At 48.4% G+C, this 25,556-nt stretch carries 22 protein-coding genes and 2 tRNA genes; 23 read left to right on the forward strand and 1 reads right to left on the reverse strand.

All coding sequences use genetic code 11. The features are described 5' to 3' along the window. Positions 1–58 precede the first annotated feature (58 nt). From dnaJ to AWU56_RS02845, 8 genes are all read left to right on the forward strand, one after another. Positions 59–1,207, forward strand: coding sequence for a molecular chaperone DnaJ (dnaJ, locus tag AWU56_RS02810; RefSeq protein WP_286681714.1), 1,149 nt, complete (start codon positions 59–61; stop codon positions 1,205–1,207). A 50-nt stretch (positions 1,208–1,257) separates the two neighbouring features. Then, entirely contained in the window at positions 1,258–2,073 is an 816-nt protein-coding gene (locus tag AWU56_RS02815; RefSeq protein WP_286681715.1) for a M48 family metallopeptidase, read from the forward strand. Between the two features lie 124 nt (positions 2,074–2,197). Then, the gene (locus AWU56_RS02820; RefSeq protein WP_286681716.1) at positions 2,198–3,436 is read left to right on the forward strand and encodes a dicarboxylate/amino acid:cation symporter; all 1,239 of its coding nucleotides are present in this window, start codon (positions 2,198–2,200) and stop codon (positions 3,434–3,436) included. Next, complete coding sequence (gene dapB / locus AWU56_RS02825) at positions 3,433–4,221, forward strand: 4-hydroxy-tetrahydrodipicolinate reductase (RefSeq protein ID WP_286681717.1); 789 nt, start codon at positions 3,433–3,435, stop codon at positions 4,219–4,221. Before AWU56_RS02820 ends, dapB begins: the two co-directional genes overlap by 4 nt. A 164-nt stretch (positions 4,222–4,385) precedes the next feature. Then, complete coding sequence (carA, locus tag AWU56_RS02830) at positions 4,386–5,531, forward strand: glutamine-hydrolyzing carbamoyl-phosphate synthase small subunit (RefSeq protein WP_286681718.1); 1,146 nt, start codon at positions 4,386–4,388, stop codon at positions 5,529–5,531. Positions 5,532–5,560: 29 nt separating this feature from the next. Next, on the forward strand, positions 5,561–8,785 hold the full coding sequence (gene carB / locus AWU56_RS02835) for a carbamoyl-phosphate synthase large subunit (protein ID WP_286681719.1): 3,225 nt from the start codon (positions 5,561–5,563) through the stop codon (positions 8,783–8,785). Further along, a complete protein-coding gene (greA, locus tag AWU56_RS02840; RefSeq protein WP_006955159.1) occupies positions 8,782–9,258 on the forward strand; it encodes a transcription elongation factor GreA in 477 nt (158 codons plus the stop codon). Before carB ends, greA begins: the two co-directional genes overlap by 4 nt. A gap of 129 nt (positions 9,259–9,387) precedes the next feature. Next, complete coding sequence (locus AWU56_RS02845) at positions 9,388–9,909, forward strand: hypothetical protein (RefSeq protein ID WP_272977900.1); 522 nt, start codon at positions 9,388–9,390, stop codon at positions 9,907–9,909. Here AWU56_RS02845 and yhbY read toward each other — a convergent pair. Continuing rightward, positions 9,906–10,202 (reverse strand): ribosome assembly RNA-binding protein YhbY, encoded by a 297-nt coding sequence (gene yhbY, locus AWU56_RS02850; protein ID WP_006955161.1) that lies wholly within the window; start codon positions 10,200–10,202, stop codon positions 9,906–9,908. The two genes, AWU56_RS02845 and yhbY, sit on opposite strands and share 4 nt — an antisense overlap. 96 nt (positions 10,203–10,298) lie before the next feature. On the opposite strand from yhbY, the gene rlmE reads away from it, so the two are divergent. The 15 genes from rlmE to pnp all read left to right on the forward strand — a co-directional run bounded on the left by rlmE (position 10,299) and on the right by pnp (position 25,531). Continuing rightward, positions 10,299–10,925, forward strand: a complete 627-nt coding sequence (gene rlmE / locus AWU56_RS02855) for a 23S rRNA (uridine(2552)-2'-O)-methyltransferase RlmE (RefSeq protein ID WP_006955162.1) — start codon at positions 10,299–10,301, stop codon at positions 10,923–10,925. A gap of 50 nt (positions 10,926–10,975) precedes the next feature. Beyond that, on the forward strand, positions 10,976–12,922 hold the full coding sequence (ftsH, locus tag AWU56_RS02860) for an ATP-dependent zinc metalloprotease FtsH (protein ID WP_272977901.1): 1,947 nt from the start codon (positions 10,976–10,978) through the stop codon (positions 12,920–12,922). Between the two features lie 81 nt (positions 12,923–13,003). After that, a complete protein-coding gene (gene folP / locus AWU56_RS02865; RefSeq protein WP_006955164.1) occupies positions 13,004–13,819 on the forward strand; it encodes a dihydropteroate synthase in 816 nt (271 codons plus the stop codon). Continuing rightward, a complete protein-coding gene (glmM, locus tag AWU56_RS02870; RefSeq protein WP_006955165.1) occupies positions 13,816–15,156 on the forward strand; it encodes a phosphoglucosamine mutase in 1,341 nt (446 codons plus the stop codon). The genes folP and glmM overlap by 4 nt, the downstream gene beginning before the upstream one ends. Positions 15,157–15,242: 86 nt before the next feature. After that, positions 15,243–16,001 carry a triose-phosphate isomerase gene (gene tpiA, locus AWU56_RS02875; protein WP_286681720.1) on the forward strand — a complete coding sequence of 253 codons (759 nt, stop codon included), beginning with the start codon at positions 15,243–15,245 and terminating at the stop codon, positions 15,999–16,001. A gap of 5 nt (positions 16,002–16,006) precedes the next feature. Then, the gene (secG, locus tag AWU56_RS02880; protein WP_286681721.1) at positions 16,007–16,336 is read left to right on the forward strand and encodes a preprotein translocase subunit SecG; all 330 of its coding nucleotides are present in this window, start codon (positions 16,007–16,009) and stop codon (positions 16,334–16,336) included. 27 nt (positions 16,337–16,363) lie between these two features. Beyond that, a tRNA-Leu gene (locus AWU56_RS02885) sits at positions 16,364–16,448 on the forward strand. A gap of 65 nt (positions 16,449–16,513) precedes the next feature. Continuing rightward, positions 16,514–16,590: transfer RNA gene (locus AWU56_RS02890), tRNA-Met, on the forward strand. A 159-nt stretch (positions 16,591–16,749) separates the two neighbouring features. Next, entirely contained in the window at positions 16,750–17,208 is a 459-nt protein-coding gene (rimP, locus tag AWU56_RS02895; RefSeq protein WP_286681722.1) for a ribosome maturation factor RimP, read from the forward strand. Positions 17,209–17,233: 25 nt separating this feature from the next. Continuing rightward, entirely contained in the window at positions 17,234–18,727 is a 1,494-nt protein-coding gene (nusA, locus tag AWU56_RS02900; protein WP_006955198.1) for a transcription termination factor NusA, read from the forward strand. A gap of 27 nt (positions 18,728–18,754) precedes the next feature. Continuing rightward, positions 18,755–21,445 (forward strand): translation initiation factor IF-2, encoded by a 2,691-nt coding sequence (infB, locus tag AWU56_RS02905; RefSeq protein ID WP_286681723.1) that lies wholly within the window; start codon positions 18,755–18,757, stop codon positions 21,443–21,445. A 71-nt stretch (positions 21,446–21,516) separates the two neighbouring features. Next, the gene (gene rbfA, locus AWU56_RS02910) at positions 21,517–21,894 is read left to right on the forward strand and encodes a 30S ribosome-binding factor RbfA (RefSeq protein ID WP_006955196.1); all 378 of its coding nucleotides are present in this window, start codon (positions 21,517–21,519) and stop codon (positions 21,892–21,894) included. After that, positions 21,895–22,854 carry a tRNA pseudouridine(55) synthase TruB gene (gene truB, locus AWU56_RS02915; protein WP_286681724.1) on the forward strand — a complete coding sequence of 320 codons (960 nt, stop codon included), beginning with the start codon at positions 21,895–21,897 and terminating at the stop codon, positions 22,852–22,854. Positions 22,855–22,949: 95 nt separating this feature from the next. Next, positions 22,950–23,219 carry a 30S ribosomal protein S15 gene (gene rpsO, locus AWU56_RS02920; RefSeq protein WP_006955194.1) on the forward strand — a complete coding sequence of 90 codons (270 nt, stop codon included), beginning with the start codon at positions 22,950–22,952 and terminating at the stop codon, positions 23,217–23,219. 170 nt (positions 23,220–23,389) lie between these two features. Further along, a complete protein-coding gene (gene pnp / locus AWU56_RS02925) occupies positions 23,390–25,531 on the forward strand; it encodes a polyribonucleotide nucleotidyltransferase (protein WP_286681725.1) in 2,142 nt (713 codons plus the stop codon). Positions 25,532–25,556 lie beyond the last annotated feature (25 nt).

Genomic DNA, 25,556 nt, shown 5'->3' on the forward strand with positions numbered 1-25,556 from the left:
GGTAATGCCCGTGTATTTATTTTAGACAGGTGTAAAATCACAACAGAAGATTACGGTTATGGCGCAGGATTATTATCAGATTTTAGGTGTCGGCAAAGACGCCAATGAGAGAGATATTAAGAAAGCCTACAAGCGGATGGCGATGAAGTACCACCCAGACCGCACGAAAGGTGATAAAGAGTTAGAAGCCAAGTTTAAGGAAATTAAACAGGCCTACGAAGTGTTGTCGGATCCACAAAAACGCCAGATGTATGATCAATATGGGCACGAAGCGTTTCAACAAGCTCGCCAAGGTGGCGGAGCGGGCGCCGGTGGTTTTGGTGGCGGTGGTGCCGATTTTGCTGATATCTTTGGCGATGTATTCGGTGATATTTTTGGTGGCGGTCGTCGTCAGCAAGCGCGTCCTCAGCGCGGTGCGGACTTACGTTACAATCTAGAAATGTCGCTAGAAGACGCGGTGAAAGGTAAAGAAGTCGAATTGCAAATTCCGACCATGGTGGAATGTGAGGATTGCGACGGCTCAGGTGCGAAAAAAGGCACACGACCAGAAACCTGTAGTCACTGTCACGGTTCCGGTCAAATTCAAATGCGTCAGGGCTTCTTTGCTGTGCAGCAGGCATGTCCGCATTGCCGTGGTACCGGGTCTATCATCAAAGATCCATGTAATACTTGCCACGGTCAGGGGCGCGTTGAAAAAACCAAAAAACTATCGGTTAAAATTCCGGCAGGCGTAGATACCGGTGATCGTATTCGTTTAGCGAACGAAGGTGAGGCGGGAGAAAAAGGCGCGCCAGCAGGCGACTTGTATGTTCAGGTGCATGTGCGTGAACACCCTATCTTTGCGCGTGACGGCAACAATTTATACTGCGAAGTTCCAGTGAGCTTTACCAAGGCAGCGCTCGGTGGCGAAATTGAGGTACCGACGCTAGAAGGTAAAGTCAAATTGAAGGTGCCAAAAGAGACTCAAACGGGCAAACATTTCCGCTTACGTGGCAAAGGCGTTAAGTCAGTCCGTACGGGTGCTGTCGGCGACCTGATATGTAAAGTGGTCATCGAAACGCCGGTGAACTTATCATCGCGTCAACGCGAATTACTCGAGGAACTTGAGAGTTCGATGGGGCAAGGCGACGAAGCGGCTAAGTTCAGACCGAAGGAAAAAGGCTTCTTTGACGGTGTTAAACAATTTTTTGATGACTTGCGTAGCTAAGACTAATATCGTTAGTACGAAGTCATTATTGTTTGCCTAAAGGAGGCATTATGCGGGCTTGGAAAATAGCGGCGTTGACGCTGGCGACTGTGACAGTAGTCAGTTGCTCAAAGTCGCCAACAGGACGTTCTCAGTTAGCTTTTTTACCCGAGGGTCAATTGAATCAAATGGGTGAGCAGTCGTATGAACAGATGAAAGCTGAAACGCCGATTAGTGACGACCCCGCGATTAATGCTTACGTCCAGTGCGTTAGTCACGCGTTGATTGATGTGCTACCCGAACCCTACAGTCAAGCAGATTGGGAAATCACTGTATTTGATCAAGACACGGTGAATGCTTTTGCCCTGCCGGGAAACAATATCGGTGTTTACCGCGGTTTACTGGATGTCGCAGAAAACCAACACCAGTTGGCTGCCGTGATTGGTCACGAGATTGGCCACGTGATCGCGCAACATAGCAATGAGCGTGTATCAAGCAACATGGCAGTCGGCGCGGGGCTTCAAATTGGTGCAATTTTTGCCAATAAGGAGCTAGAGAGCGATACTGCGGCGCTATTGATGAGTGCCTTAGGTGTGGGAGCGCAAGTCGGTATTTTGTTACCGTATAGTCGGACTCACGAGTCTGAAGCAGACCAGTTGGGTCTCGACTACATGGCAGATGCCGGGTTTAAGCCTATTGAAGCCGCTGACTTGTGGCGCAATATGGCGAAGCAGTCGAAAGGCGCTCCACCGGAACTGTTATCAACGCACCCATCACCACAAACGCGCATTGACGCCATAGAAGACTACGCACCAAGCTTGAGTGCGCGAGTACAACAAGCCCATCAACAAGGACGCAATCCTTCTTGTGAGCGACCTTCCTCGTAATTAATAAGACCAAGCCAAATTTTCGTTGGCTTGGTCTTTTAGTTATATGCTAGTCAAAAATTTTCTTTCGGCGACCGATTGATTGACGCTAAATTATCCGCATTTTTCTCGATGTGGACGTTCTATGTTTAGATTCTGGTTTAATATTCCCTTCTGGCAACGCGTACTGGGTGCATTTGTTTTAGGTGCGCTGGTAGGTGCTCTGTTCCCCGAAGCGGGACAAGCACTTAAGCCGTTGGGCGACCTGTTTATTCGCGCAATAAAAATGTTGGTGGCGCCGCTTATCTTTTGTGCCATTGTCAGTGCAATTACCGATTTAAACGATGGCCAAAAGCTAGGGCGCTTGGGAGCTAAAACGATTGGTATGTTCATGCTGACAGCCATTATCGCCAGTGCTATCGGCTTGACGCTGGGGACACTTATCGATATGAGCCCGGCTCAGGCTCTCACCGCAACAGAACAAACCGAAAAGGGCATTCCGAGCGTCTCACAAGTGCTACTTAACTTTGTGCCAACTAATCCATTTGCTGCGCTCAGTGAAGGCAATGTACTTCAAATAGTTGTCTTTGCCGCGATTATCGGTGTTGCTATACAGAAACTGGGCGAACCTGCTGAACCGGTACGTCGAGTGATTAAATCGGGCGCAGAGGTGATGTATCAGGTCACTCGCATGGTCTTGCAACTTACACCGCTTGGCGTTTTAGGCTTAATGGCATGGGTGATCGGTGAATACGGCATTGCAAGTTTATTGCCTTTGGCCAAATTCGTGGGTGTGATCTATTTAGCAGTGCTGATCCACATTGTGGTGGTTTACGGTGGCTTTATCCGCACCATGGGGGGCATGAGTGCTTGGCAATTTTTCCGAGCCGTGTTCGATGCACAAGTAGTTGCCTTTACGACCTGCAGTTCATTTGGTTCCTTGCCGGCGGCACATCGCGCGGTCACAGAACGTTTGGGTGTATCGAAGGATTACGCGAGTTTTGTGTTGCCGCTCGGGGCGACTATCAATATGGACGGTTGTGGCGGTATTTATCCTGCCGTGGCGAGTATCTTTATCGCTAACCTGTACGGCATTCCATTGGATTGGATGGATTATGGCTTGATCATGATGACGGCAACGCTAGCATCTGTAGGAACGGCAGGGGTCCCCGGTACTGCGTTAGTGATGTTAACGGTGACGTTAAACGCCGTTGGGTTACCGCTCGAGGGAATCGCTTTTATTGCCGCTATTGATCGCATCATTGATATGGCGCGCACGATGACCAATGTTACAGGTGATATGATGGTGGCGCGCGTTGTTGCGCGCAGCGAGAACTTGTTGCAGGATAACAACCTTTATCAGGAAGCACGAGAAAGCGCATGAAATTAGGTGTATTGGGCGCCAGTGGGCGTATGGGCCAACAAATTATTGAGTATGCCGAGGCTTACGGCTTTGATGTGTCACATGCATTTGTAAGCAAGCAGAGCGACGCGCGCGGTAACCCCATTGGGCGAACTCACTATCATCATGTGTCAGAGGTGAATGATGCACCCGATGTATTAATTGACTTTAGCCTACCCTCTGCGCTGGAAGAAAACCTGGCGTATGCACAAAACCATCAGTGTCCGATTGTGGTCTGCACTACCGGGCTCGATGCCGCGCAACAGCAACTACTTCAGGACACGGCGCAAAAAGTAGCCACACTCCATGCGCGTAACACCAGCTTGGGTGTGGCACTGATGGAGCAATTAACGCGCATCGCAGCAGGCGCGTTTAAAGACGCAGACATTGAAATTTTTGAGGCGCACCATCGACATAAAAAGGATGGGCCATCAGGCACTGCTTTAGCGCTCGGCGAGGCCGCTGCGATGGGCAGAAAGGTAACATTTGAGACCGTTAACGATGGCATTCGTGGCGATGGCTTACGTAGTGACGATGGCATTGGGTTTAGCGTATTGCGTGCTGCCGATATCGTCGGCGAGCATCAAGTTTGGCTGGCACAGGCCGGTGAGCGTATCGAACTCTCACATCGTGTGAGTGATCGTCGCATCTTTGCTGAAGGTGCATTGCGCGCGGCAAAATGGCTGACGGCTCAGGCGCCGGGTGAGTGCTATCAAATGGCCGATGTGCTGGACTTAAAAAAGCAACTGGCGCAACTATTGGATTAAAAACAGCGCTGGACGCTGCGTAAAAAAACACGTACAATACGGTCAATTTGCCTGATGTTAGTCATCTGCTAATTTCAGTGAGCAAAGAACGCGCGGTAAGGACCTTAAACGGGGAAGTCAACTTTGTATTGATTCACCCGTTTTTTTATGTACGGAGGTTGCCCTTGAGTATTTTAGCGAGTCAATCCGCTAACCGAGCCATACTGGTGTTAGCCGACGGCACCATCTTTCATGGCACAGCGATTGGAGCCGAAGGCTCCGCTGTTGGAGAAGTCGTCTTTAATACAGCCATGACAGGCTACCAAGAAATTCTAACTGACCCCTCATACACTGAACAACTCGTCACCCTGACATACCCCCACATTGGCAATACTGGCACCAACAACGAAGATGAAGAATCCCCCGAAGTTTGGGCGAAAGGCTTGATTATTCGTGATAACGCCTTGAAAGCGAGTAGCTTTCGCAAGCAAGAGACGTTGACAGAATATCTGCAACGTAAGAATGTGGTTGGAATCGCTGATATTGATACACGTAAGCTGACGCGGATTTTGCGCGAAAAAGGTGCGCAGAATGGGTGTATCATGGCGGGACCGATTGACGAAGACAAAGCACTTCAGTTAGCTCGCGAATTTCCTGGGCTGAAAGGAATGGATCTCGCTAAGGTTGTCTCCTGTGAGGAAACTCACGCTTGGAGCGAGGGCAGTTGGCAGCTTGGCGAAGGACATACCTCACCTGCGCAAGACAAATTCCATGTCGTTGCATACGACTATGGTTGCAAACAGAATATTCTGCGACTGCTCGCGGATCGGGGCTGTCGCATCACTGTGGTGCCAGCTCAAACTTCAGCCGATGAGGTGATGGCGTTAAATCCGGATGGCGTATTCTTATCCAACGGACCGGGTGATCCTGAGCCGTGTGATTACGCAATCGACGCTATTAAAGCGTTATTAGAAAAAGACATCCCTATCTTTGGTATCTGTTTGGGCCATCAGTTGTTAGGCATTGCCAGTGGCGCAAAATCGACCAAAATGAAATTTGGCCATCACGGTGCAAACCATCCAGTACAAGACGTTCGCACTAAACGCGTGATGATTACCAGTCAAAATCATGGTTTTGCGATAGACGAGACGAGCTTGCCGGATAATATTGAGGTGACTCACGTGTCATTGTTTGATGGCACCTTGCAAGGCATGCGCAGAACCGATAAGCCCGCATTTAGCTTTCAGGGCCACCCTGAAGCGAGTCCAGGTCCACATGACGCTGATGCGCTCTTTGATCACTTTATCGAATTAATGCAAGCTCGCGCTTAAACGGGTGCAGCAAAGGATAGAACGACACTATGCCAAAACGTACTGACATAAAAAGCATTCTGATTCTTGGTGCAGGTCCGATTGTCATTGGTCAAGCCTGTGAGTTTGACTACTCGGGTGCACAAGCATGTAAGGCGCTTCGCGAAGAGGGTTATCGAGTGATTTTGGTGAACTCGAACCCAGCGACCATCATGACTGACCCTGAAATGGCTGACGCCACCTATATTGAGCCTATTCACTGGGAAGTGGTCGAAAAAATTATCGAGCGCGAACGCCCCGATGCGATTTTGCCAACCATGGGCGGTCAAACTGCATTGAACTGTGCACTTGACCTCGATCGTCATGGCGTATTAGACCGCTTTAAAGTCGAAATGATTGGCGCCAATGCCGATGCTATCGACAAAGCGGAAAACCGCGACCGCTTCGATAAAGCGATGAAAAAAATCGGTTTAGAGACGCCGAATGCTGAAATGGCGCATAGCATGGAAGAAGCCTTTGACGTACTTGACCGTCTTGGTTTCCCATGCATTATCCGTCCCTCGTTTACCATGGGCGGCAGCGGCGGTGGTATCGCCTACAACCGTGAAGAGTTCGAGGAGATCTGTCGACGGGGTCTCGATTTGTCACCGACCAACGAGCTACTGATTGATGAATCGCTGTTAGGTTGGAAAGAATACGAAATGGAAGTGGTGCGCGACAAAAGCGACAACTGCATTATCGTATGTACCATTGAAAACTTTGATCCAATGGGTATCCATACCGGTGATTCGATCACCGTTGCACCGGCTCAAACATTGACTGACAAAGAGTTTCAGTTGATGCGTGATGCAGCAATGGCGGTATTGCGTGAGATCGGTGTTGAGACAGGTGGCTCAAACGTACAATTTGGCTTGAATCCTGATACCGGCCGCATGGTGATCATTGAAATGAATCCACGCGTGTCGCGTTCGTCAGCGCTCGCCTCGAAAGCAACAGGCTTCCCAATTGCGAAAGTTGCCGCCAAGCTTGCGGTGGGCTATACGCTGGATGAACTCGAGAACGAAATTACGGGCGGTGTGACGCCTGCATCGTTTGAACCGGCGTTAGATTACGTTGTGACTAAGATCCCTCGTTTTAACTTTGAGAAGTTCGCTAACTGTAACGATCGCTTAACCACTCAGATGAAATCGGTGGGTGAGGTGATGGCGATTGGCCGTAACTTCCAAGAATCGATGCAAAAAGCATTGCGTGGCCTAGAACTGGGCGCCAATGGCTTTGATAGCATGGTGGATTTAAGTAGCGATGAAGCGCGCGGCAAAGTTATTCGTGAGCTGAAAGAGCCGGGTGCGGAGCGAATTTGGTACATTGGTGATGCATTCCGTTTAGGCATGACCGTGCGCGAAGTGTTTGAATTAACGCGTATTGACGAATGGTATCTGATTCAGATTGAAGAGCTTATCAAGCTTGAGGAAGAATTGGATGTATTGGGACTCGCAGGCATGAATGAACATGTTATGCGGGCACTCAAACGTCGCGGTTTCTCGGATGAACGTATTGCTGATGTACTGCATGTCAGCGAGTCAGAAGTGCGTAAGCGTCGCCATAAGTTGGGGATTCATCCGGTTTATAAACGGGTTGACACCTGCGCTGCTGAGTTTGCCTCTAGCACTGCCTATATGTATTCAAGCTATGATGAAGAATGCGAAGCCGATGTGTCTGATCGCGACAAAATCATGGTGATTGGTGGCGGTCCTAATCGCATTGGTCAAGGTATCGAATTTGATTACTGCTGTGTTCATGCGGCCTTAGCATTACGTGAAGATGGTTACGAAACCATCATGGTTAACTGTAACCCAGAAACCGTATCAACTGATTATGACACTTCTGACCGGTTATACTTTGAGCCGATCACCTTAGAAGACGTGTTGGAGATCGTGCGTATCGAACAGCCTAAAGGTGTCATCGTGCAATACGGCGGTCAGACGCCGCTTAAACTCGCACGTGCGCTTGAGGCCAACGGCGTGCCTATTATTGGTACTTCACCGGATGCGATTGACCGCTCGGAAGACCGTGAGCGATTCCAGGCGGCGGTAAACCGTTTGAAACTGAAGCAACCAGAAAACTCGACGGTTACCGGTATTTCAGAAGCGTTGACTGAAGCCAAACGTATTGGTTATCCGCTCGTTGTGCGCCCGTCGTACGTATTGGGTGGTCGAGCGATGGAAATTGTTTACGACGAGCAAGACTTGACGCGTTATTTAACGGATGCCGTAAAGGTATCGAATGATGCGCCTGTGTTACTCGATAGGTTCCTCGATAACGCCATCGAAGTGGACGTGGATGCAATTTGTGACGGTGAAGACGTGTTGATTGGTGGTATCATGCAACACATCGAGGAAGCCGGCGTGCATTCAGGCGATTCGGCGTGCTCGTTACCTCCGTACTCGTTAAGCGATATTATTCAAGCACAGTTACGCGAACAAATTCGTAAGCTTGCGTTTGAATTAAACGTTAAGGGCTTAATGAACGCCCAGTTTGCGGTAAAAGACGATGAAATTTACCTCATTGAAGTGAACCCTCGCGCAGCACGAACCGTACCTTTTGTTTCGAAGGCGACGGGTGTTCCGCTTGCCAAAGTCGCGGCCCGTGTAATGGTGGGTCAGTCGTTAAAAGAACAAGGTTACACAAGCGAAGTCATTCCACCTTATTATTCAGTAAAGGAAGTGGTCATTCCTTTTGCTAAGTTCCAAGGTGTTGACCCGATTCGTGGACCAGAAATGCGCTCTACCGGTGAGGTGATGGGGGTGGGTGAAAGCTTTGAAGAAGCTTATGCCAAAGCCAACCTCGGCGCCGGTGCTGCGCTCGCGAAAAAAGGAAAGGCACTTATTTCTGTTCGTGACAGCGACAAGCGTCGACTGATGGATCTTGCGCGTGGCTTGCTGGCGCTTGGGTTTAAATTGGAAGCGACCCGCGGTACTGCTAAAATGTTAGCAGAAGAGGGTATCGACTGCACGGTAGTTAACAAACTACAGGAAGGTCGTCCGAATATTGTGGATGCGATCAAAAACGGTGAGTATAGTTATATCATCAACACCGTAGAAGGTCGTCAAGCCATCGAAGATTCGGTTTATATCCGTCGCGAGGCATTGTTAAACAAAGTAATTTATACCACTACACTTAACGCGGCGTTTGCGACAGTGAAAGCCAATACGGCGGACGATCGCGCGCGCGTGAGCTCGGTGCAGGAATTACACAAAAGGGTTGCATTAGTATGAACCAGATTCCAATGACGGAACGTGGCGCAGAGCAACTGCGTCAAGAATTGAAACGATTAAAAACCGAAGATCGTCCTCGTATTGTTGAGGCGATCGCTGATGCGCGTGAGCATGGAGATCTCAAGGAAAATGCTGAGTATCATGCAGCGCGCGAACAACAGGGCTTTTGTGAAGGCCGTATTCAAGAAATCGAGTCGAAATTATCGAACGCACAAATTATAGATGTAACGAAAGTGCCTAATAACGGTAAAGTCATTTTTGGCTCCACTGTGACAGTGTATAACACTAAAACAGATGAGGAAGTGACCTACCAAATCGTCGGTGACGATGAGGCGGATATTAAGTCTAATCTGATTTCTGTCAACTCGCCGATAGCGCGTGCGCTGATTGGTAAAGAAATTGATGACATTGCGACGGTAACCACACCGAATGGTGAGGTTGAGTACGAGGTCGTGGAAGTTAAATATATTTAATCGCTTACATCGACCTCTAGCAAAAACCCAGTTTTTTAAAACTGGGTTTTTTTATGCTTAAAACTTGCAAAACAGTTTGTTTTTTTAGAAAGTATTACTGTTGTGTTAATAGCATGTAAAGGAGGTTTCATGGAAAGAAACGCAGTATTTGCCCCAAATTATGCGTGGGGTGAGCCTACCATCAGAGAGTTAATGGAACGTCTTAAACCGGTTGCCAAAGTGCAAACGATAAAAGGCGTCGTCGAGTGGCTCGGAGTCAGCTATCATGACTATAAAAATTGGCGTTACCGACAAGTTATTCCTTATAAATTACTCATTACCAAATTAATGAGTGAAGGGCTATCGGTCGATTGGCTTTTCGCGCCTGGTGTTAAGCTTATGTATCCTAAATCAACACCTGAACTTGCAGAGAGCTTAAGTTCCTTAACTTGTGAACAAGACTACCGCTTTTACTGGAAAGCGATGCAGATGGTTGAGCCGACTCTTAAGAAACATCAGTTGGACAACTCTGAAGCACATCGCAATGAACTGCTGAATGTTTACTTTTTAGCACAAGAGGGATGGATTAAGACTGAAGTAGCGATGGGCTGTGTGGCGCGGGCTATGAGACGTGTCTCAAACCCTATTACGCCACAATACAGCTGCGGTTAAGCTCTTGGTAATCGCATACGAGGTTCTTTAGCTGGACGGAACAAGATTTGTGTTTTACCAATGACCTGAACTTGTTCCGCACCTGTTTCACGCACAATGGCAGCCATCATTTGTTGGCGTAGCTCACGGTCTTCTTCTGGCACTTTTACCTTGATGAGCTCATGATCTTCCAACGCTTGCTCAATTTCGGCAATCACGCCTTCAGTAAGCCCATTTGCACCGAGTAAAACCACCGGTTTGAGCGGGTGCGCTTCGCCTTTTAAAAACTGTTTTTGCTTATTAGTTAACGACATACGATAATAATCCTGTAATTTGAGCTTGAATTACGGTTATTGTAACGCCATCTAATGGGTACACGCTAGTTTAATCAGACAGTCTGGATAGTATTAATGGGTAAAAAGCGCAGCGTCAGCAGCCAACGTTGGTTAAAAGAACATTTTGATGATCCGTTTGTGCAAAAAGCGCAAAAACGCGGATTGCGGTCACGTGCCGTATTTAAGATAGAAGAAATTCAACAGCGTGATAAATTAATAAAAAAAGGGCAAACTGTTGTTGATTTGGGCGCAGCGCCTGGAGGCTGGTCGCAATATGTTGCAGACTACTTCAATGGCGATGGTCAGGTAATCGCGTGCGATATTTTATCGATGGACCCAATCGCTGGCGTCGATTTTCTGCAGGGTGACTTTCGCGAACAGGCAGTTTTAGACGCGTTGTTGAGCCGAATTGGCGGTAAAAACGTAGATGTAGTGTTGTCCGATATGGCCCCTAATATGAGTGGTAATGACAACGTCGACCAGCCCCGTGCAATGTATCTTGTTGAGCTGGCGTTGGACATGTGTCACCAAGTACTGAAACCTGGCGGCAGCTTTGCTGTCAAAGTGTTTCACGGACAAGGGTTCGAAGAGTTTTTAAAAGATGTTAGAGCGGCATTTAAGACGGTAAAGACGCGAAAGCCAAGTTCGTCTCGATCACGTTCGCGAGAGGTATACTTGGTAGCGACAGACTACAAGTTGTAGTACCCTGACATCAACGATTGATTATTTAAATACACTAGAGGTAATAGGCTTTGAGCGATATGGCAAAAAATCTCATCTTGTGGCTCGTCATAGCCGTTGTGTTGATGAGCGTTTTTCAGAGCTTTAGCCCTGGCGAAAACGCTGGGTCTCGCATGGCGTATAGCGAGTTTCTAAAGCAAGTGGACAACGGCAATGTGCGACGCGCCGATTTTGGTGAAGATGGTCGCACCATCACGGTGATGACACGAAATGGCCAGTCGTATAAGACAGTCATTCCGACGCAATCCGATCCGAAGATCGTTGATCAATTGGCGAATAAAAATGTTGAGTTCTCGGGAACGCCACCGGAAGAACCTAGCATTCTCACGTCAATTTTCATTTCTTGGTTCCCGATGTTGCTCTTAATCGGTGTGTGGATATTCTTCATGCGACAAATGCAGGGCGGCGGTGGTCGCGGTGCAATGTCGTTTGGCAAGAGTAAAGCACGCTTAATGAGCGAAGATCAGACTAAAACCACGTTTCGCGATGTGGCGGGTTGTGATGAAGCTAAAGAGGAAGTCACCGAACTGGTCGACTATCTTAAGGATCCTTCTAAATTCCAACGCTTGGGCGGTAAAATACCAAAAGGCGTGTTAATGGTCGGTCCGCCGGGTACAGGTAAAACGTTGCTTGCTAAAGCTATTTCAGGCGAAGCAAAAGTGCCTTTCTTTAGCATTTCTGGCTCTGACTTTGTTGAAATGTTTGTCGGTGTCGGTGCTTCTCGTGTACGCGATATGTTTGAGCAAGCGAAAAAGTCTGCACCTTGTATTATCTTTATCGACGAGATAGACGCCGTGGGTCGCCAACGTGGCGCCGGTCTTGGCGGCGGTCATGATGAGCGCGAGCAAACGCTAAACCAAATGTTGGTGGAAATGGATGGATTTGAGGGTAACGAAGGTATTATCGTTATCGCTGCAACCAACCGCCCAGACGTACTTGATCCTGCGTTATTGCGTCCAGGTCGTTTTGACCGCCAAGTTGTGGTGGGCTTGCCGGACGTACGCGGACGTGAGCAGATTATAAAAGTACACATGCGTAAAGTTCCGTTGGGCGACGACGTGCGTGCCGATTTGATTGCGCGCGGTACACCTGGGTTCTCGGGCGCTGACCTCGCTAACTTAGTTAACGAAGCTGCGTTATTCGCAGCCCGAGGCAACAAACGTGTCGTCTCAATGGAAGAGTTCGATAAAGCGAAAGATAAGATCATGATGGGTGCCGAACGTCGTTCAATGGTAATGACCGACGATGAAAAGGCGATGACGGCTTATCATGAAGCGGGTCACGCGATCGTGGGTCGTTTAGTGCCTGAGCATGATCCGGTCTATAAGGTATCGATCATTCCGAGGGGCCGTGCATTAGGGGTTACCATGTACTTGCCAGAGCAAGATCGTGTGAGTCATTCTAAGCAACATTTAGAAAGCATGATCTCAAGCTTGTTTGGGGGTCGGTTAGCCGAGCAGATTATCTATGGCGTTGATAAAGTCACGACTGGCGCGTCAAATGATATTGAACGGGCAACAGAAATTGCTCGTAAGATGGTGACGCAGTGGGGCTTGTCAGAAAAAATGGGTCCTTTGCTCTACGCTGAAGACGAAAATGAAGTCTTTTTAGGGCGTCAAGTCACTCAGCATAAACACATGTCTGACGACACCGCGCGCGCGATTGATCAAGAAGTTAAGTCAGTGATTGATCAGAACTATCAACGTGCTAAAACGATATTGGAAGAGAATATTGATATTCTGCACGCTATGAAAGACGCGCTCGTAAAATACGAAACTATCGATGCGGGTCAGATTGACGACTTAATGAATCGTCGTGACGTTCGTCCCCCGAAAGGCTGGGATGATCGCGATGATAATGATAATGGTACCAATGGTGGTACTGCTGAAAAGGCAGGCGAAGAAGAGCGGCCGGATCGTCCTATTAACGTGGACAAACCGGGTGACGCGACGTCTTAACCAACCATTACTGAAAAGCCACCGATTGGGTGGCTTTTTTTTGTCAAACGTTTGTGTAGTCATGATGTGAGGAACGAGACCATGAGTAAGCTTGCGCGACCGTTGAGTGTCATGGGGATTTTAAATATTACCCCGGATTCATTCAGCGATGGGGGAAACTATAATAATGTTGATGATGCGCTACGGCGTGCAGAAACCATGATACAAGCTGGTGCTACATGGTTAGATATCGGCGGTGAGTCGACTCGTCCCGGCGCGCAAGCTGTCGCTGAAGCAGAAGAACTTGATAGAGTGATTCCGGTGCTTGAGGCGATTAAGCAAAGATTGGACGTGAAGGTATCTGTCGACACCGTTAAACCCGCAGTGATGAGTGCGGCTATCGAAACTGGCGTTGACATGATTAATGACGTGAATGCCTTACGCGAACCTGGAGCGATTGAAGTTGTGGCTGCCAGTGATGTTGAGGTCTGCTTAATGCATATGCAAGGTGAGCCGCGTACCATGCAACATGATCCACGTTATGAAGACGTGATATGTGAAGTAAAAACCTTTCTCGAGGACCGCATACATCAATGCGCCAAGGGAGGTATTGATGGACACCGAATTTGGTTAGACCCAGGGTTTGGGTTTGGTAAGTCACAACGTCACAATTATCAAATGCTACAGCGCCTGCAAGCCTTTCATGAGTTGCGTTGTCCCTTACTTATTGGAATGTCACGTAAGTCGATGATCGGACACGTAACGGGGAAAAATGTTAACGAGCGCTTGTCAGGAAGTATCGCAGCCGCCACAATAGCAGCTTATAAAGGCGCACGTATGATCCGTGTGCATGATGTAGCAGAAACCGTTGATGCGATGCGGATTGTGTCAGCGACCCTGGAAGGAGACTTTTTGTGACAGAAAGGAAATATTTTGGTACCGATGGTGTACGTGGGTTGGTTGGAGAACATCCTATTACACCTGAGTTTGCGGTTAAACTTGGTTGGGCTGCCGGTAAAGTGTTGGCGGCAAAGGGAACACGCAAGGTACTCGTGGGTAAGGATACTCGCATCAGCGGCTATATGCTCGAATCGGCACTTGAAGCCGGTTTGTCCGCAGCAGGGGTGAATGTTGACTTTTTAGGTCCCATGCCAACACCGGGTATTGCTTATCTGACCCGTACCTTCCGCGCGGCGGCAGGCATTGTTATCAGTGCATCGCACAATCCATACTATGACAATGGTATTAAATTCTTTGCCGATAACGGTCATAAGCTGCCCGATCAAGTTGAGTTGGATATCGAACATTTGATTGACCAACCCATGGATTGTGTCGCATCCGAACATTTAGGTCGCGCCAATCGTATCAACGACGCGGCGGGCCGATACATTGAATTTTGTAAAAGTGCATTTCCGAGCCACTTGTCATTAACGGGGATGCACATTGTCGTCGATTGTGCCCACGGCGCGACTTATCATATTGCACCGAACGTGTTTAGAGAGCTTGGTGCCAAAGTCACTGAAGTCGGTACTCGGCCCGACGGACTTAATATTAATAAAGAGTGTGGTGCAACTCATCTAGATGCGTTACAGCAGGAAGTACTGAAACAGAAAGCACATGTAGGTATAGCGCTCGATGGTGACGGTGATCGTATTATGATGGTCAGCGACAAAGGGCGTATTCTGGATGGCGACGAAATACTCTACGTGCTCATGGTTAACGCACTTCGCTCAGGAACCCTGAAGGGGGGTGTTGTTGGTACTTTGATGAGTAACTTTGCCCTTGAACAGGCGTGCCAATCACTTGATGTTCCCTTTATTCGCGCAAAGGTCGGTGATCGCTACGTTATTGAGCAATTGAAGGCGAACGATTGGGCGTTGGGGGGAGAAAGCTCAGGGCATATTATCAATCGCGATTTCCATACCACAGGCGATGGTATACTCGCCGGCCTACAAGTACTCGCGGCCATGGTCGCGGAAGACAGTGACATCGAAACATTACTGGACGGGTTTAAAAAGTTACCGCAGACATTAGTGAATGTTCGGTATCCGTCAGGTGCTGACCCGCTTAACAGTCCTCAGGTTAAAGCCGTTGTTGCCGAAGTAGAAACCGCGTTGGCTGGAAAAGGGCGCGTGTTGTTGCGGAAATCGGGCACGGAGCCAGTTATTCGGGTCATGGTGGAAGGTGCTGACACGCGTGCCGTGAAAACGTTTGCACAGCAGATTGCGCAAGAAGTCGAGGCGGCTACAAAATAGGCAGTCAGTGCGCGGGAATGAAATTGGTGCTTGTAACTTTGGTTTGCATCAGCTAATATTCCCGCGCCTTAAAGAGAGGAGCTTAAATGTCTAACGCGTCACTGGTTATTGCCAACTGGAAAATGAACGGTAACCGAGCACTCACTCGCAATATGAGTGAAGTTTTGCGTGACAACCAAGCTGACTTTAAAGGTGTAAATGTGGTCATATGTCCACCGTACACCTTACTGTCTGAAATGGCAGGACACATCTACTACGATGATGTCGCGTTAGGTGCGCAGAACGTGAGCGAGTATGAAAGCGGAGCGCATACTGGTGAAGTCTCTGTTGCGATGTTGCAAGAATTAGGCGTCGAGTATGTCTTGCTTGGGCATTCTGAACGTCGCGCCGAGCAACACGAAAGCGACCAGTTGGTTGCTGCCAAAGCGGCCACTGTAACCCAAGCTGGGTTGACCGCAGTGATTTGTGTTGGCGAAGATAAAGCACAACGCGAAGCTGACAATACATGGTCAGTTATCCAAGCTCAGCTCGAAAAGAGTCTGGCTGGACTAAGTGCAACGCAAATGGCACGTGTTGTGGTAGCTTATGAGCCGATTTGGGCTATTGGTACCGGTGAGACAGCATCGCCCGCGCAGGCACAAGAAGTACATGCAAAAATTCGTGGTTGGTTAGTTGAAAACTACCAACAAGTTGGAGCTAAAACTCCACTTTTATACGGTGGCTCAGTAAAAGCGAATAATGCTGAGTCATTGTTTTCAGAAGCAGATATAAATGGTGGTTTGATTGGTGGCGCAAGCCTAAATGGCGAAGATTTCTGCGCTATCTGTCGAGCAGCCAAGGGATAAAGTTTATGTTTGAAGTATTGATGGTGATGTTTCTCATTGTAGCCATTGTTCTTATTGGCTTCATCATGATACAGCAGGGTAAAGGCGCAGATATGGGCGCTTCATTTGGCTCAGGCGCATCAAACACGGTGTTTGGTTCCTCAGGTTCTGGTAACTTCTTGAGTCGTACCACTGCCATTTTAGCTGTCATATTTTTTGTGTTGGCTCTAGTGCTTGGCAATTTATCAACGTCGGTTTCAGATTCGTCTGAAGATTTCTCTGACTTGAGCGCACCTGAGCAGCAAACGCCACCTGTTGAAGAGCAGAATGGCCAACAGGTACCTCCGACCAACTAATAAGAGTCGAGTCGGTTAATAGTTTACGCGGATGTGGTGGAATTGGTAGACACGCTATCTTGAGGGGGTAGTGCTTTCGGGCGTGCGGGTTCAAGTCCCGCCATCCGCACCAATATTATTATTGCTCAGAGCTTGAAATGAGCACAAAAATCCCTATAATATCAAGCAAGTTTCGGACGCGGGGTGGAGCAGTCTGGTAGCTCGTCGGGCTCATAACCCGAAGGTCGTAGGTTCAAATCCTGCCCCCGCAACCAATTTCAAGTGCCAAACGGTTTGGCGGTTGAAATAGACAAAGGGTCCAGTGTTTAAAAAGCCCCGCAGAAGCTCGGGGCTTTTTGCTATGTGGCCTAAGCTATCGTTAGGATAGTCACAACACTGGGCGCTCGCGCCCTTTTTTTGTTTTAGGAGGCAATTTGGCACGTATAGAGGAACGTTTATCGGACATGCTTCGCCCAGCCGTTGAGGCCTTGGGTTTTGAATTGTGGGGCATTGAGTTTGTCCGTGCCGGCAAGTTTTCAACGTTGCGTATTTACATTGATAAGGAAGAAGGTATCAGCGTTGATGATTGCGCTGACGTCAGTTATCAAGTGAGCTCTGTACTTGACGTAGAAGATCCGATCAATACGGAGTATAACCTGGAGGTTTCGTCACCAGGTATGGAGCGTCCGTTCTTCTCTATTGCGCAAATGCAGCCTTATATTGGCGAAACGGTCGCGTTCGAATTGACCGTAGCTAAACAAAATAAGCGGAAGTTCCAAGCGGTTCTGGAAGGAATTGAAGATGACCAACTGCAACTCAGCGTTGGTCAAGAGTCGTTGACGGTGGGTATGCATGAAATTAAAAAGGCCCACTTAGTACCGTCATTTGATTAACGATTTGCGTTGGTGAGGCAGAATCATGAGTAAAGAAATCCTGTTGGTAGCAGAGGCTGTTTCCAACGAAAAGGCAGTCCCTCGAGAGAAAATTTTTGAAGCGTTAGAGTCGGCATTAGCTCACGCGACCAAGAAAAAGTATGACGGCGATATTGATGTGCGTATTGATATTGATCGTGCAACGGGCGAATTTGATACGTTCCGCCGTTGGCTAGTGGTTGAAGATACCGATACGGGTCTTGAGCACCCTTATCGTGAAATTAGCCTATCAGCCGCGCAGTATGAAGACCCATCGCTACAATTAGGCGATTACGTCGAGGAACAAATTGAGTCGATTCAATTTGACCGCATTACAACGCAGACGGCAAAACAAGTTATCGTACAGAAAGTACGCGAAGCTGAGCGTGCCCAAGTGGTTGACGAATACCGTGACCAAGTGGGTGAATTAGTCACAGGCACGGTTAAACGAGCGAATCGCGAGCATGTTATCTTAGATTTAGGCAATAATGCCGAAGCGATTATTTATCGTGAAGAAATGTTGCCGCGCGAATCAGTTCGTCCGGGTGACCGAGTGCGTGGTTTGCTTTACGATGTGCGTCCAGAAGCGCGTGGAGCTCAGCTGTTTGTCACGCGTTCGCGCCCCGAGTTCTTAATGGAATTGTTCCGTATCGAAGTACCGGAAATCGGTGAAGAGATGATTGAACTCAAAGGAGCCGCTCGCGATCCTGGTTCGCGTGCTAAAATTGCGGTTAAAAGCAATGACCGCCGCATTGATCCGGTGGGTGCATGTGTGGGTATGCGTGGTGCACGTGTGCAAGCAGTATCAGGGGAGCTCGGTGGCGAGCGTGTTGATATTGTGCTGTGGGACGATAACCCAGCGCAATTTGTTATTAACGCAATGGCACCTGCAGAAGTGGCTTCAATTGTAGTCGATGAAGATGCTCATACCATGGATATCGCTGTTGCAGCCGATAACCTAGCGCAAGCGATCGGTAAAAGTGGACAGAATGTTCGGTTGGCCAGTCAGCTCAGTGGTTGGACGCTTAACGTCATGACCGTTGATGACTTCAACGAGAAAAACGAAGCAGAAACGAATCGCTTGTTAAACTTATTTATAACCAGTCTCGATATCGATGAAGATTTTGCGTCGGTACTCGTGGACGAAGGATTTTCTTCACTTGAGGAAGTGGCTTACGTTCCTGTAGCTGAGTTCCTTGAAATTGAAGGCATGGATGAAGATATTGTTGAAGAGTTACGTGGTCGCGCGCGTGCCTACTTAACAACGAAAGCATTGGCTGACGAAGAGTCTCTTGAGTCAGCAGAGCCGGACGAATCATTACTTGGGCTTGAAGGAATGGACCGCCACTTGGCGTACGTTCTTGCCAGTCGCGGTGTGACCTCATTGGAGGAGCTCGCGGAGCAAGGCATTGATGACTTAGCCGGAATCGAAGAGCTGGATGAACAGCAAGCTGGCGACTTAATCATGAAAGCCCGCAATATTTGCTGGTTCAGCGAATAACCACGATCAGCGGAGGTACAACAGACTATGGAAGAAGTAACGCTCGAAAAGCTGGCCAAAGATGTCGGTACAACAGTTGATCGTCTGATTCAGCAGTTTGCTGAAGCGGGCATTAAAAAAACGCCTGATGATGGCGTGACAGAAGATGAGAAACAAAAACTATTGGCACATTTGAATAAGCAGCATGGCGGCGGTGGCTCATCAGAGCCCAGCAAAATGACCCTTAAGCGTAAAACTAAGAGTACGCTGAGTGTCGGTGGTGGTCGTGATGCCAAATCAGTACAAGTCGAAGTGCGCAAAAAGCGTACATATGTAAAACGTTCAGCTGCTGAAGAGCAAGAGCGCGAAGAGCAAGAGCGTCTTGCCGCAGAGAAGGAAGCGGAAGAGGCGAAGCGTCGCGAAGAAGAAGCCAAAGCCAAGGCGGAAGAAGAAAAACGCCAACAAGCGGAGGCTGAAGCTAAAGCGAAAGCAGCGCGCGAAGCTGAAGAGAAAGAGAAAGCGGCTCGTAAAGAGAAAGAAAAAGCGAAACAGAAAGCGGAAGCCGAGCGGCGTGCGGCAATGACGCCAGAAGAGCGTGAGGCTGCCGATAAAGCTAAGCAGGAAGCAGACAAGTTACGTATGCAGCAAGAAGAAGAAGCGCGCAAGAAAGCCGAGAAAGAGGCTGAAAAGCAAGCGGAAGAAGCTCGTCGTTTGGCTGAAGAAAATGCCAAGCGTTGGGAAGAAGAAGAGAAAGAGCGTAAAAAGGCCGAGCAAGAAGAAGTGCATTTTACAACCTCTTCGACAGCCCAAGAAGCAGAAGACGCACAGGATTATGACGAGGAGCGTAAGTCGCGTCGTCGTAACAAGAAACGTCGTCGCAAAGATGAAGAGGCGGATGAGCGTACACCGCGTCGTGAAAAGCGTCGTAAAGGTGGACGCCGTGGTTCAAGCTTGCAACAAGGCTTCAATAAGCCAGCTCAGCCGGTAGAACGCGACGTTAAAATCGGCGAGACCATCACTGTGGGTGAATTGGCAAGTCGCATGGCGGTTAAAGCAAGTGACCTGATTAAAACCATGATGAAGATGGGTGAAATGGTCACCATTAACCAGATTCTTGATCAGGAAACTGCTGCGTTAGTGGTAGAAGAGCTTGGCCACAAAGCGGTAGTCGTTAAAGACAATGCGCTTGAAGAAGAAGTCTTGTCAGACCGTTCTGAAGGTGGAGAGGAAGAGCCTCGTGCGCCAGTGGTAACGGTCATGGGTCACGTCGACCACGGTAAAACCTCATTACTTGACCACATCCGTAAAGCGAAAGTGGCCTCAGGTGAGGCGGGTGGTATCACCCAGCATATTGGTGCATACCACGTTGAAACTGACCATGGCATGATTACCTTCTTGGATACACCAGGACACGCCGCATTTACCTCAATGCGTGCACGTGGCGCTGGTGCCACGGACGTGGTTATTCTTGTAGTTGCTGCGGATGATGGTGTGATGCCACAGACTAAAGAGGCTGTGCAGCATGCGAAAGCGGCGGGCGTACCTATCGTGGTCGCTATTAACAAAATGGATAAAGAAGAAGCTGATCCAGACCGTGTTAAAAATGAATTAGCACAACTTGATGTCATCCCGGAAGATTGGGGCGGTGACGTGATGTTCATTCCTGTGTCTGCGCACAGTGGTATGGGAATTGACGAGCTTCTTGAAGGTATCTTGCTACAGTCAGAAGTACTCGACTTGAAAGCAGAAAAAACAGGTATGGCGTCGGGTATCGTGGTCGAATCACGCTTAGACCGTGGTCGCGGTCCCGTTGCGACAATATTGGTACAGCGCGGCTTGCTGCGTCAGGGCGACATTGTTCTTTGTGGTCTTGAATACGGTCGTATTCGTGCGATGCGTGACGAGACCGGTAAAGAGATTAAGGAAGCAGGTCCTTCGATTCCGGTAGAGATTTTAGGTCTGTCAGGTGTTCCACAAGCGGGTGATGAAGCGACTGTCGTTAAAGACGAGCGTAAAGCGCGTGAAGTTGCGAACTACCGCCAAGGCAAGTACCGTGAAGTTAAGCTGGCGAAGCAACAGAAAGCGAAACTTGAGAACATGTTTGCCAACATGGCAGAGGGTGACGTATCTGAACTCAATATCGTATTGAAATCAGACGTACAAGGTTCTTTGGAAGCTATCTCTGATGCGCTCGTGAAGTTATCAACCGATGAAGTCAAAGTGAATATCATCGGCAGCGGAGTTGGTGGTATCACCGAAACCGATATCTCACTGGCAAGTGCATCGAACGCAATCGTTGTCGGCTTCAACGTACGTGCTGAGGCAGCGGCTAAGAAGCTGGTCGAACAAGAAAATGTGGATCTACGCTACTACAGCGTTATCTACGACTTGATTGATGAAGTTAAGCAAGCAATGACCGGCATGTTACGCCCAGAATTTAAACAACAAATCATCGGTCTTGCAGAAGTCCGTGATGTGTTTAAATCACCGAAATTGGGCGCGATTGCAGGTTGTATGGTTACTGAAGGCATTGTTAAGCGTTCAGCGCCTATCCGCGTATTGCGTGATAATGTTGTTATCTATGAAGGTGAGCTAGAGTCACTACGCCGCTTTAAAGATGACGTACAAGAAGTCCGTAATGGTATGGAATGCGGTATCGGTGTTAAGAACTACAACGATGTCAAAGAAGGCGACCAAATCGAGGTGTTTGAGACGGTACAGGTTGAACGTACACTGTAAACCTCGAAAGTTTGTTTTCGATTATGATAAAACCGCGGGCATCCTGTCCGCGGTTTCAGTTTGGAAGAGTTATGGCACAAGAATTTAGTCGTACAGAGCGGGTACGCCATCAGCTACAACGAGAAATCGCGATGATTTTGCAGCGTGAGGTAAAAGATCCGCGCGTGAGTATGGTAACGGTCTCTGATGTTGAAGTTTCTCGAGATCTGGCATACGCCAAAGTGTTTGTCACGTTTTTGCACGATGACGATGACCAGGTTAAGGCGGGCCTTAAGGTACTCAATCAGGCATCGGGTTTTATTCGCTCGTTGCTCGGTAAACGTATCAAAGCGCGCGTAGTTCCAGAGCTTAAGTTTCAACACGATGGCTCGCTTAACGAAGGTATTCGTATGAGTCGGTTGGTAGACGAAGCGCGTAAGCGGGATAAGAACGAATCTGAGGGTGAATAAATGGGTCAGGCACGTCCGCGTAAGGGTCGGCCAATAAACGGCGTACTGTTACTCGATAAACCCAAGGAAATGACATCTAACCGTGCCATTCAAGTGATTAAACGGTTATATGAGGCGCAAAAGGTAGGGCATACGGGCGCCCTTGATCCGCTGGCTACCGGGCTATTGCCCGTGTGTCTAGGCGAAGCGACCAAGTTTTCCCAGTATTTGTTGGATGCGGATAAAGCCTATCGCGTGGAAGCACAATTGGGCGTGCGCACGACTACGAGTGATGCCGAAGGTGAGGTCGTTGAGCAAAATCCAGTGGATGTCTCGGATACGCAGCTGAACGACATCATTGCTCAGTTCACCGGTGAACAAGCGCAAACGCCTTCAATCTATTCGGCATTAAAGTACGAGGGCAAACCGCTTTATTATTATGCGCGTCGAGGCATTGATGTACCGCGCAAGACAAGGACTATCAGTGTTCGCGCGATTGAACTTCTTCACCGTGATGGTGATTTTGTCACCTTGCAAGTCGCATGTTCCAAGGGAACTTATATCCGGACTTTAGTAGATGATATGGGTCAAGCGCTCGGCTGTGGTGCCCATGTGCGCGAGTTACGCCGCACCCATGTTGCCAATTTAACGGATGCGCAGCAATGGTCTCTCGATGCGTTGAAACAGTGCGATGATGAACAGCGCTTAGCGTGCCTCGAACCTGTCGATACGTTATTGAATGAATTGCCAACGCAAACTATCAGCCAGGCGGAGGCGCGCGACGTCATGCACGGTCAGCCGGTCTTTAATCGTACCCTTGATACACAGGCGGTGGGGGACGAATGCCGATTATGTGCCAAGAGCACGTCAGGTCATAGTGTGTTTATTGGCGTTGTCGTTTTGCGTAAAGACGGTAAGTTGTGGCCAAAACGAGTACTTGCGTTGGATTATTGCGGTTTCAATTTATCGGATTTGAAATAGTCATTGAAATATTTACTGAGCGCCTTATAATACGCGCTCTTTCCGCTGCTGAATTAGTGATCGGAAGCGGGTCATTTAAAACTTAAGGAGTTATTATGTCACTAACTGTTGAGCAAAAAGCAGAAATCGTAAAAGAATTTGGTCAGGGCGAGAACGACACAGGTTCTCCTGAAGTGCAAATCGCTTTGTTGACTAAAAACTTGGCGGAATTGCAAGGTCACTTTAAAGCGCACAAGAAAGATCACCACTCACGTCGTGGTTTGTTGCGCATGGTAAGTCAGCGTCGTAAATTGCTAGATTACCTCAAAAAGAAAGACCAAAGCCGTTACGTAGCGGTTGTAGAAAAGCTTGGCATCCGTCGCTAAGTCAAAAATTTCGAAAAAAGGGTCCCTCGGGACCCTTTTTTTATGCTTATTTTTTGATAAGGGGTCTTAATTCTGTCATCTATGCCTTATACTATGTGACGATTGAAAATAGATAGAAAACGAACACCAATCCGGGTGTTCACATTCAGTTAGGTAAAGGAAAGCAAAACGTGAATCCAATAACTAAACAATTTCAGTATGGTCAACACACAGTTACATTGGAAACTGGCGTTGTAGCGCGTCAAGCAACTGCAGCTGTGATGGCCAGCATGGATGATACAACCGTACTCGTCAGCGTAGTTGCCAAGAAAGAAGCGCGGGAAGGACAAGACTTTTTTCCATTAACGGTCAACTATCAAGAAAAAACCTACGCAGCGGGTAAAATCCCAGGCGGTTTTTTCAAGCGTGAAGGTCGTCCTAGCGAAAACGAAACGTTGACATCACGTCTTATCGATCGCCCCATTCGTCCATTATTCCCTGAAGGGTTCATGAACGAAGTACAAGTGGTTGCGACTGTTGTTTCGGTCAACCCACAAGTAAGCCCAGATCTCGTTGCAATGATTGGTACCTCGGCGGCGCTGGCTATTTCTGGTGTGCCATTTAATGGTCCAATCGGTGCGGCTCGCGTGGGTGTTATCAACGATGAATACGTACTTAACCCAACGCAAGATGAACTTACCGAATCTAAGTTAGACTTAGTGGTTGCTGGTACTCAGCAAGCGGTCTTGATGGTCGAATCAGAAGCCAACCTTTTATCAGAAGACACCATGTTGGGTGCAGTGATGTTTGGTCATGAGTCGATGCAAGTCGTTATCGATGCGATCAATGAGTTTGCTCAAGAAGCAGGCAAAGAAAAATGGGATTGGCAGGCGCCACAAAAAGACGCCACTTTGGTTGAGAAAGTGAAGTCACTCGCCGAAGCCGGCATCGGCGAAGCCTATCGCATTACTGACAAAGCTGAGCGCTACGGCAAGATCGCTGAAGTTAAGCAAGCGATGATTGAGCAACTCGTTGCTGAAAATGAAGAAGCCGATACCGATGAAGCGGGCAAAATCTTCCACGACGTCGAAAAAGATATCGTGCGTAGCCGCATCTTAGCGGGCGAAAAGCGTATTGACGGTCGTGACCCAGACATGGTGCGTGCTATCAGTGTAGCAACGGGCGTGTTGCCACGTACCCACGGTTCAGCTTTGTTTACGCGTGGAGAAACTCAGGCGTTAGTTACAGCGACGTTGGGTACTGACCGCGATGCGCAGATGATTGACGAACTGACCGGTACTTCGACCAGCCGCTTCTTGTTGCACTATAACTTCCCTCCATACTGTGTGGGTGAAACCGGTATGGTCGGTGCACCTAAGCGCCGTGAGATTGGTCATGGTCGTCTTGCTAAGCGTGGTATCCAGGCGGTTATGCCGAGCCACGAAGAGTTCCCATATACCGTTCGTGTGGTGTCTGAAATCACAGAATCAAATGGTTCTAGTTCAATGGCATCAGTGTGTGGTTCTTCGTTAGCATTGATGGATGCAGGCGTTCCAATTAAGTCTTCAGTAGCGGGTATCGCTATGGGACTTGTTAAAGAGGGCGATAAGCACGTCGTCTTGTCTGACATTTTAGGTGATGAAGATCACTTAGGTGATATGGACTTTAAAGTAGCGGGTAACAACGAAGGTATCACTGCGCTGCAGATGGATATTAAGATCGATGGTATCACCCGTGACATCATGGAAAGTGCGCTAGGCCAAGCTAAAGCGGCCCGTTTGCACATCTTGTCTGTGATGGACAAAGCAATCGGCGAACACCGCGATGAGCTCTCTACGTATGCACCACGTTTCACGACCATCAAGATTGATCAAGATAAGATCAAAGACGTGATTGGTAAAGGTGGCGCTGTTATCCGTGAGTTGACTGAGTCAACGAATACCAATATTGAAATTGGCGATGACGGTACGATTAAGATTGCTGCCAGCGATCAAAATGATGCCGATGCAGCCATCAAGCGTATTAAAGAGCTAACTGCTGAAATTGAAGTAGGCAAAATTTATCAAGGTAAAGTAGCACGTATCGTTGACTTTGGTGCGTTCGTTACAGTATTACCGGGTAAAGACGGGCTGGTACACATTTCACAGATCGCTGAAGAGCGTGTGAACGATGTCAATGACTACCTCAAAGTAGGCGACACGGTACCTGTTAAAGTGCTTGAAATTGACCGTCAAGGTCGTGTTCGTTTAAGCATGAAAGAAGCGGCTGAAAAGCCAGCTGAAGCGAATAGCGAACAATCGACTGAGCAATCGGAAGACAAAAGCGAAGATTAATCGTTAATCTTTACCCAGTAAAAGC

Origin of the sequence: Idiomarina sp. T82-3, from assembly GCF_001577655.1 — a bacterium.
Lineage (GTDB): Bacteria > Pseudomonadota > Gammaproteobacteria > Enterobacterales > Alteromonadaceae > Idiomarina > Idiomarina baltica.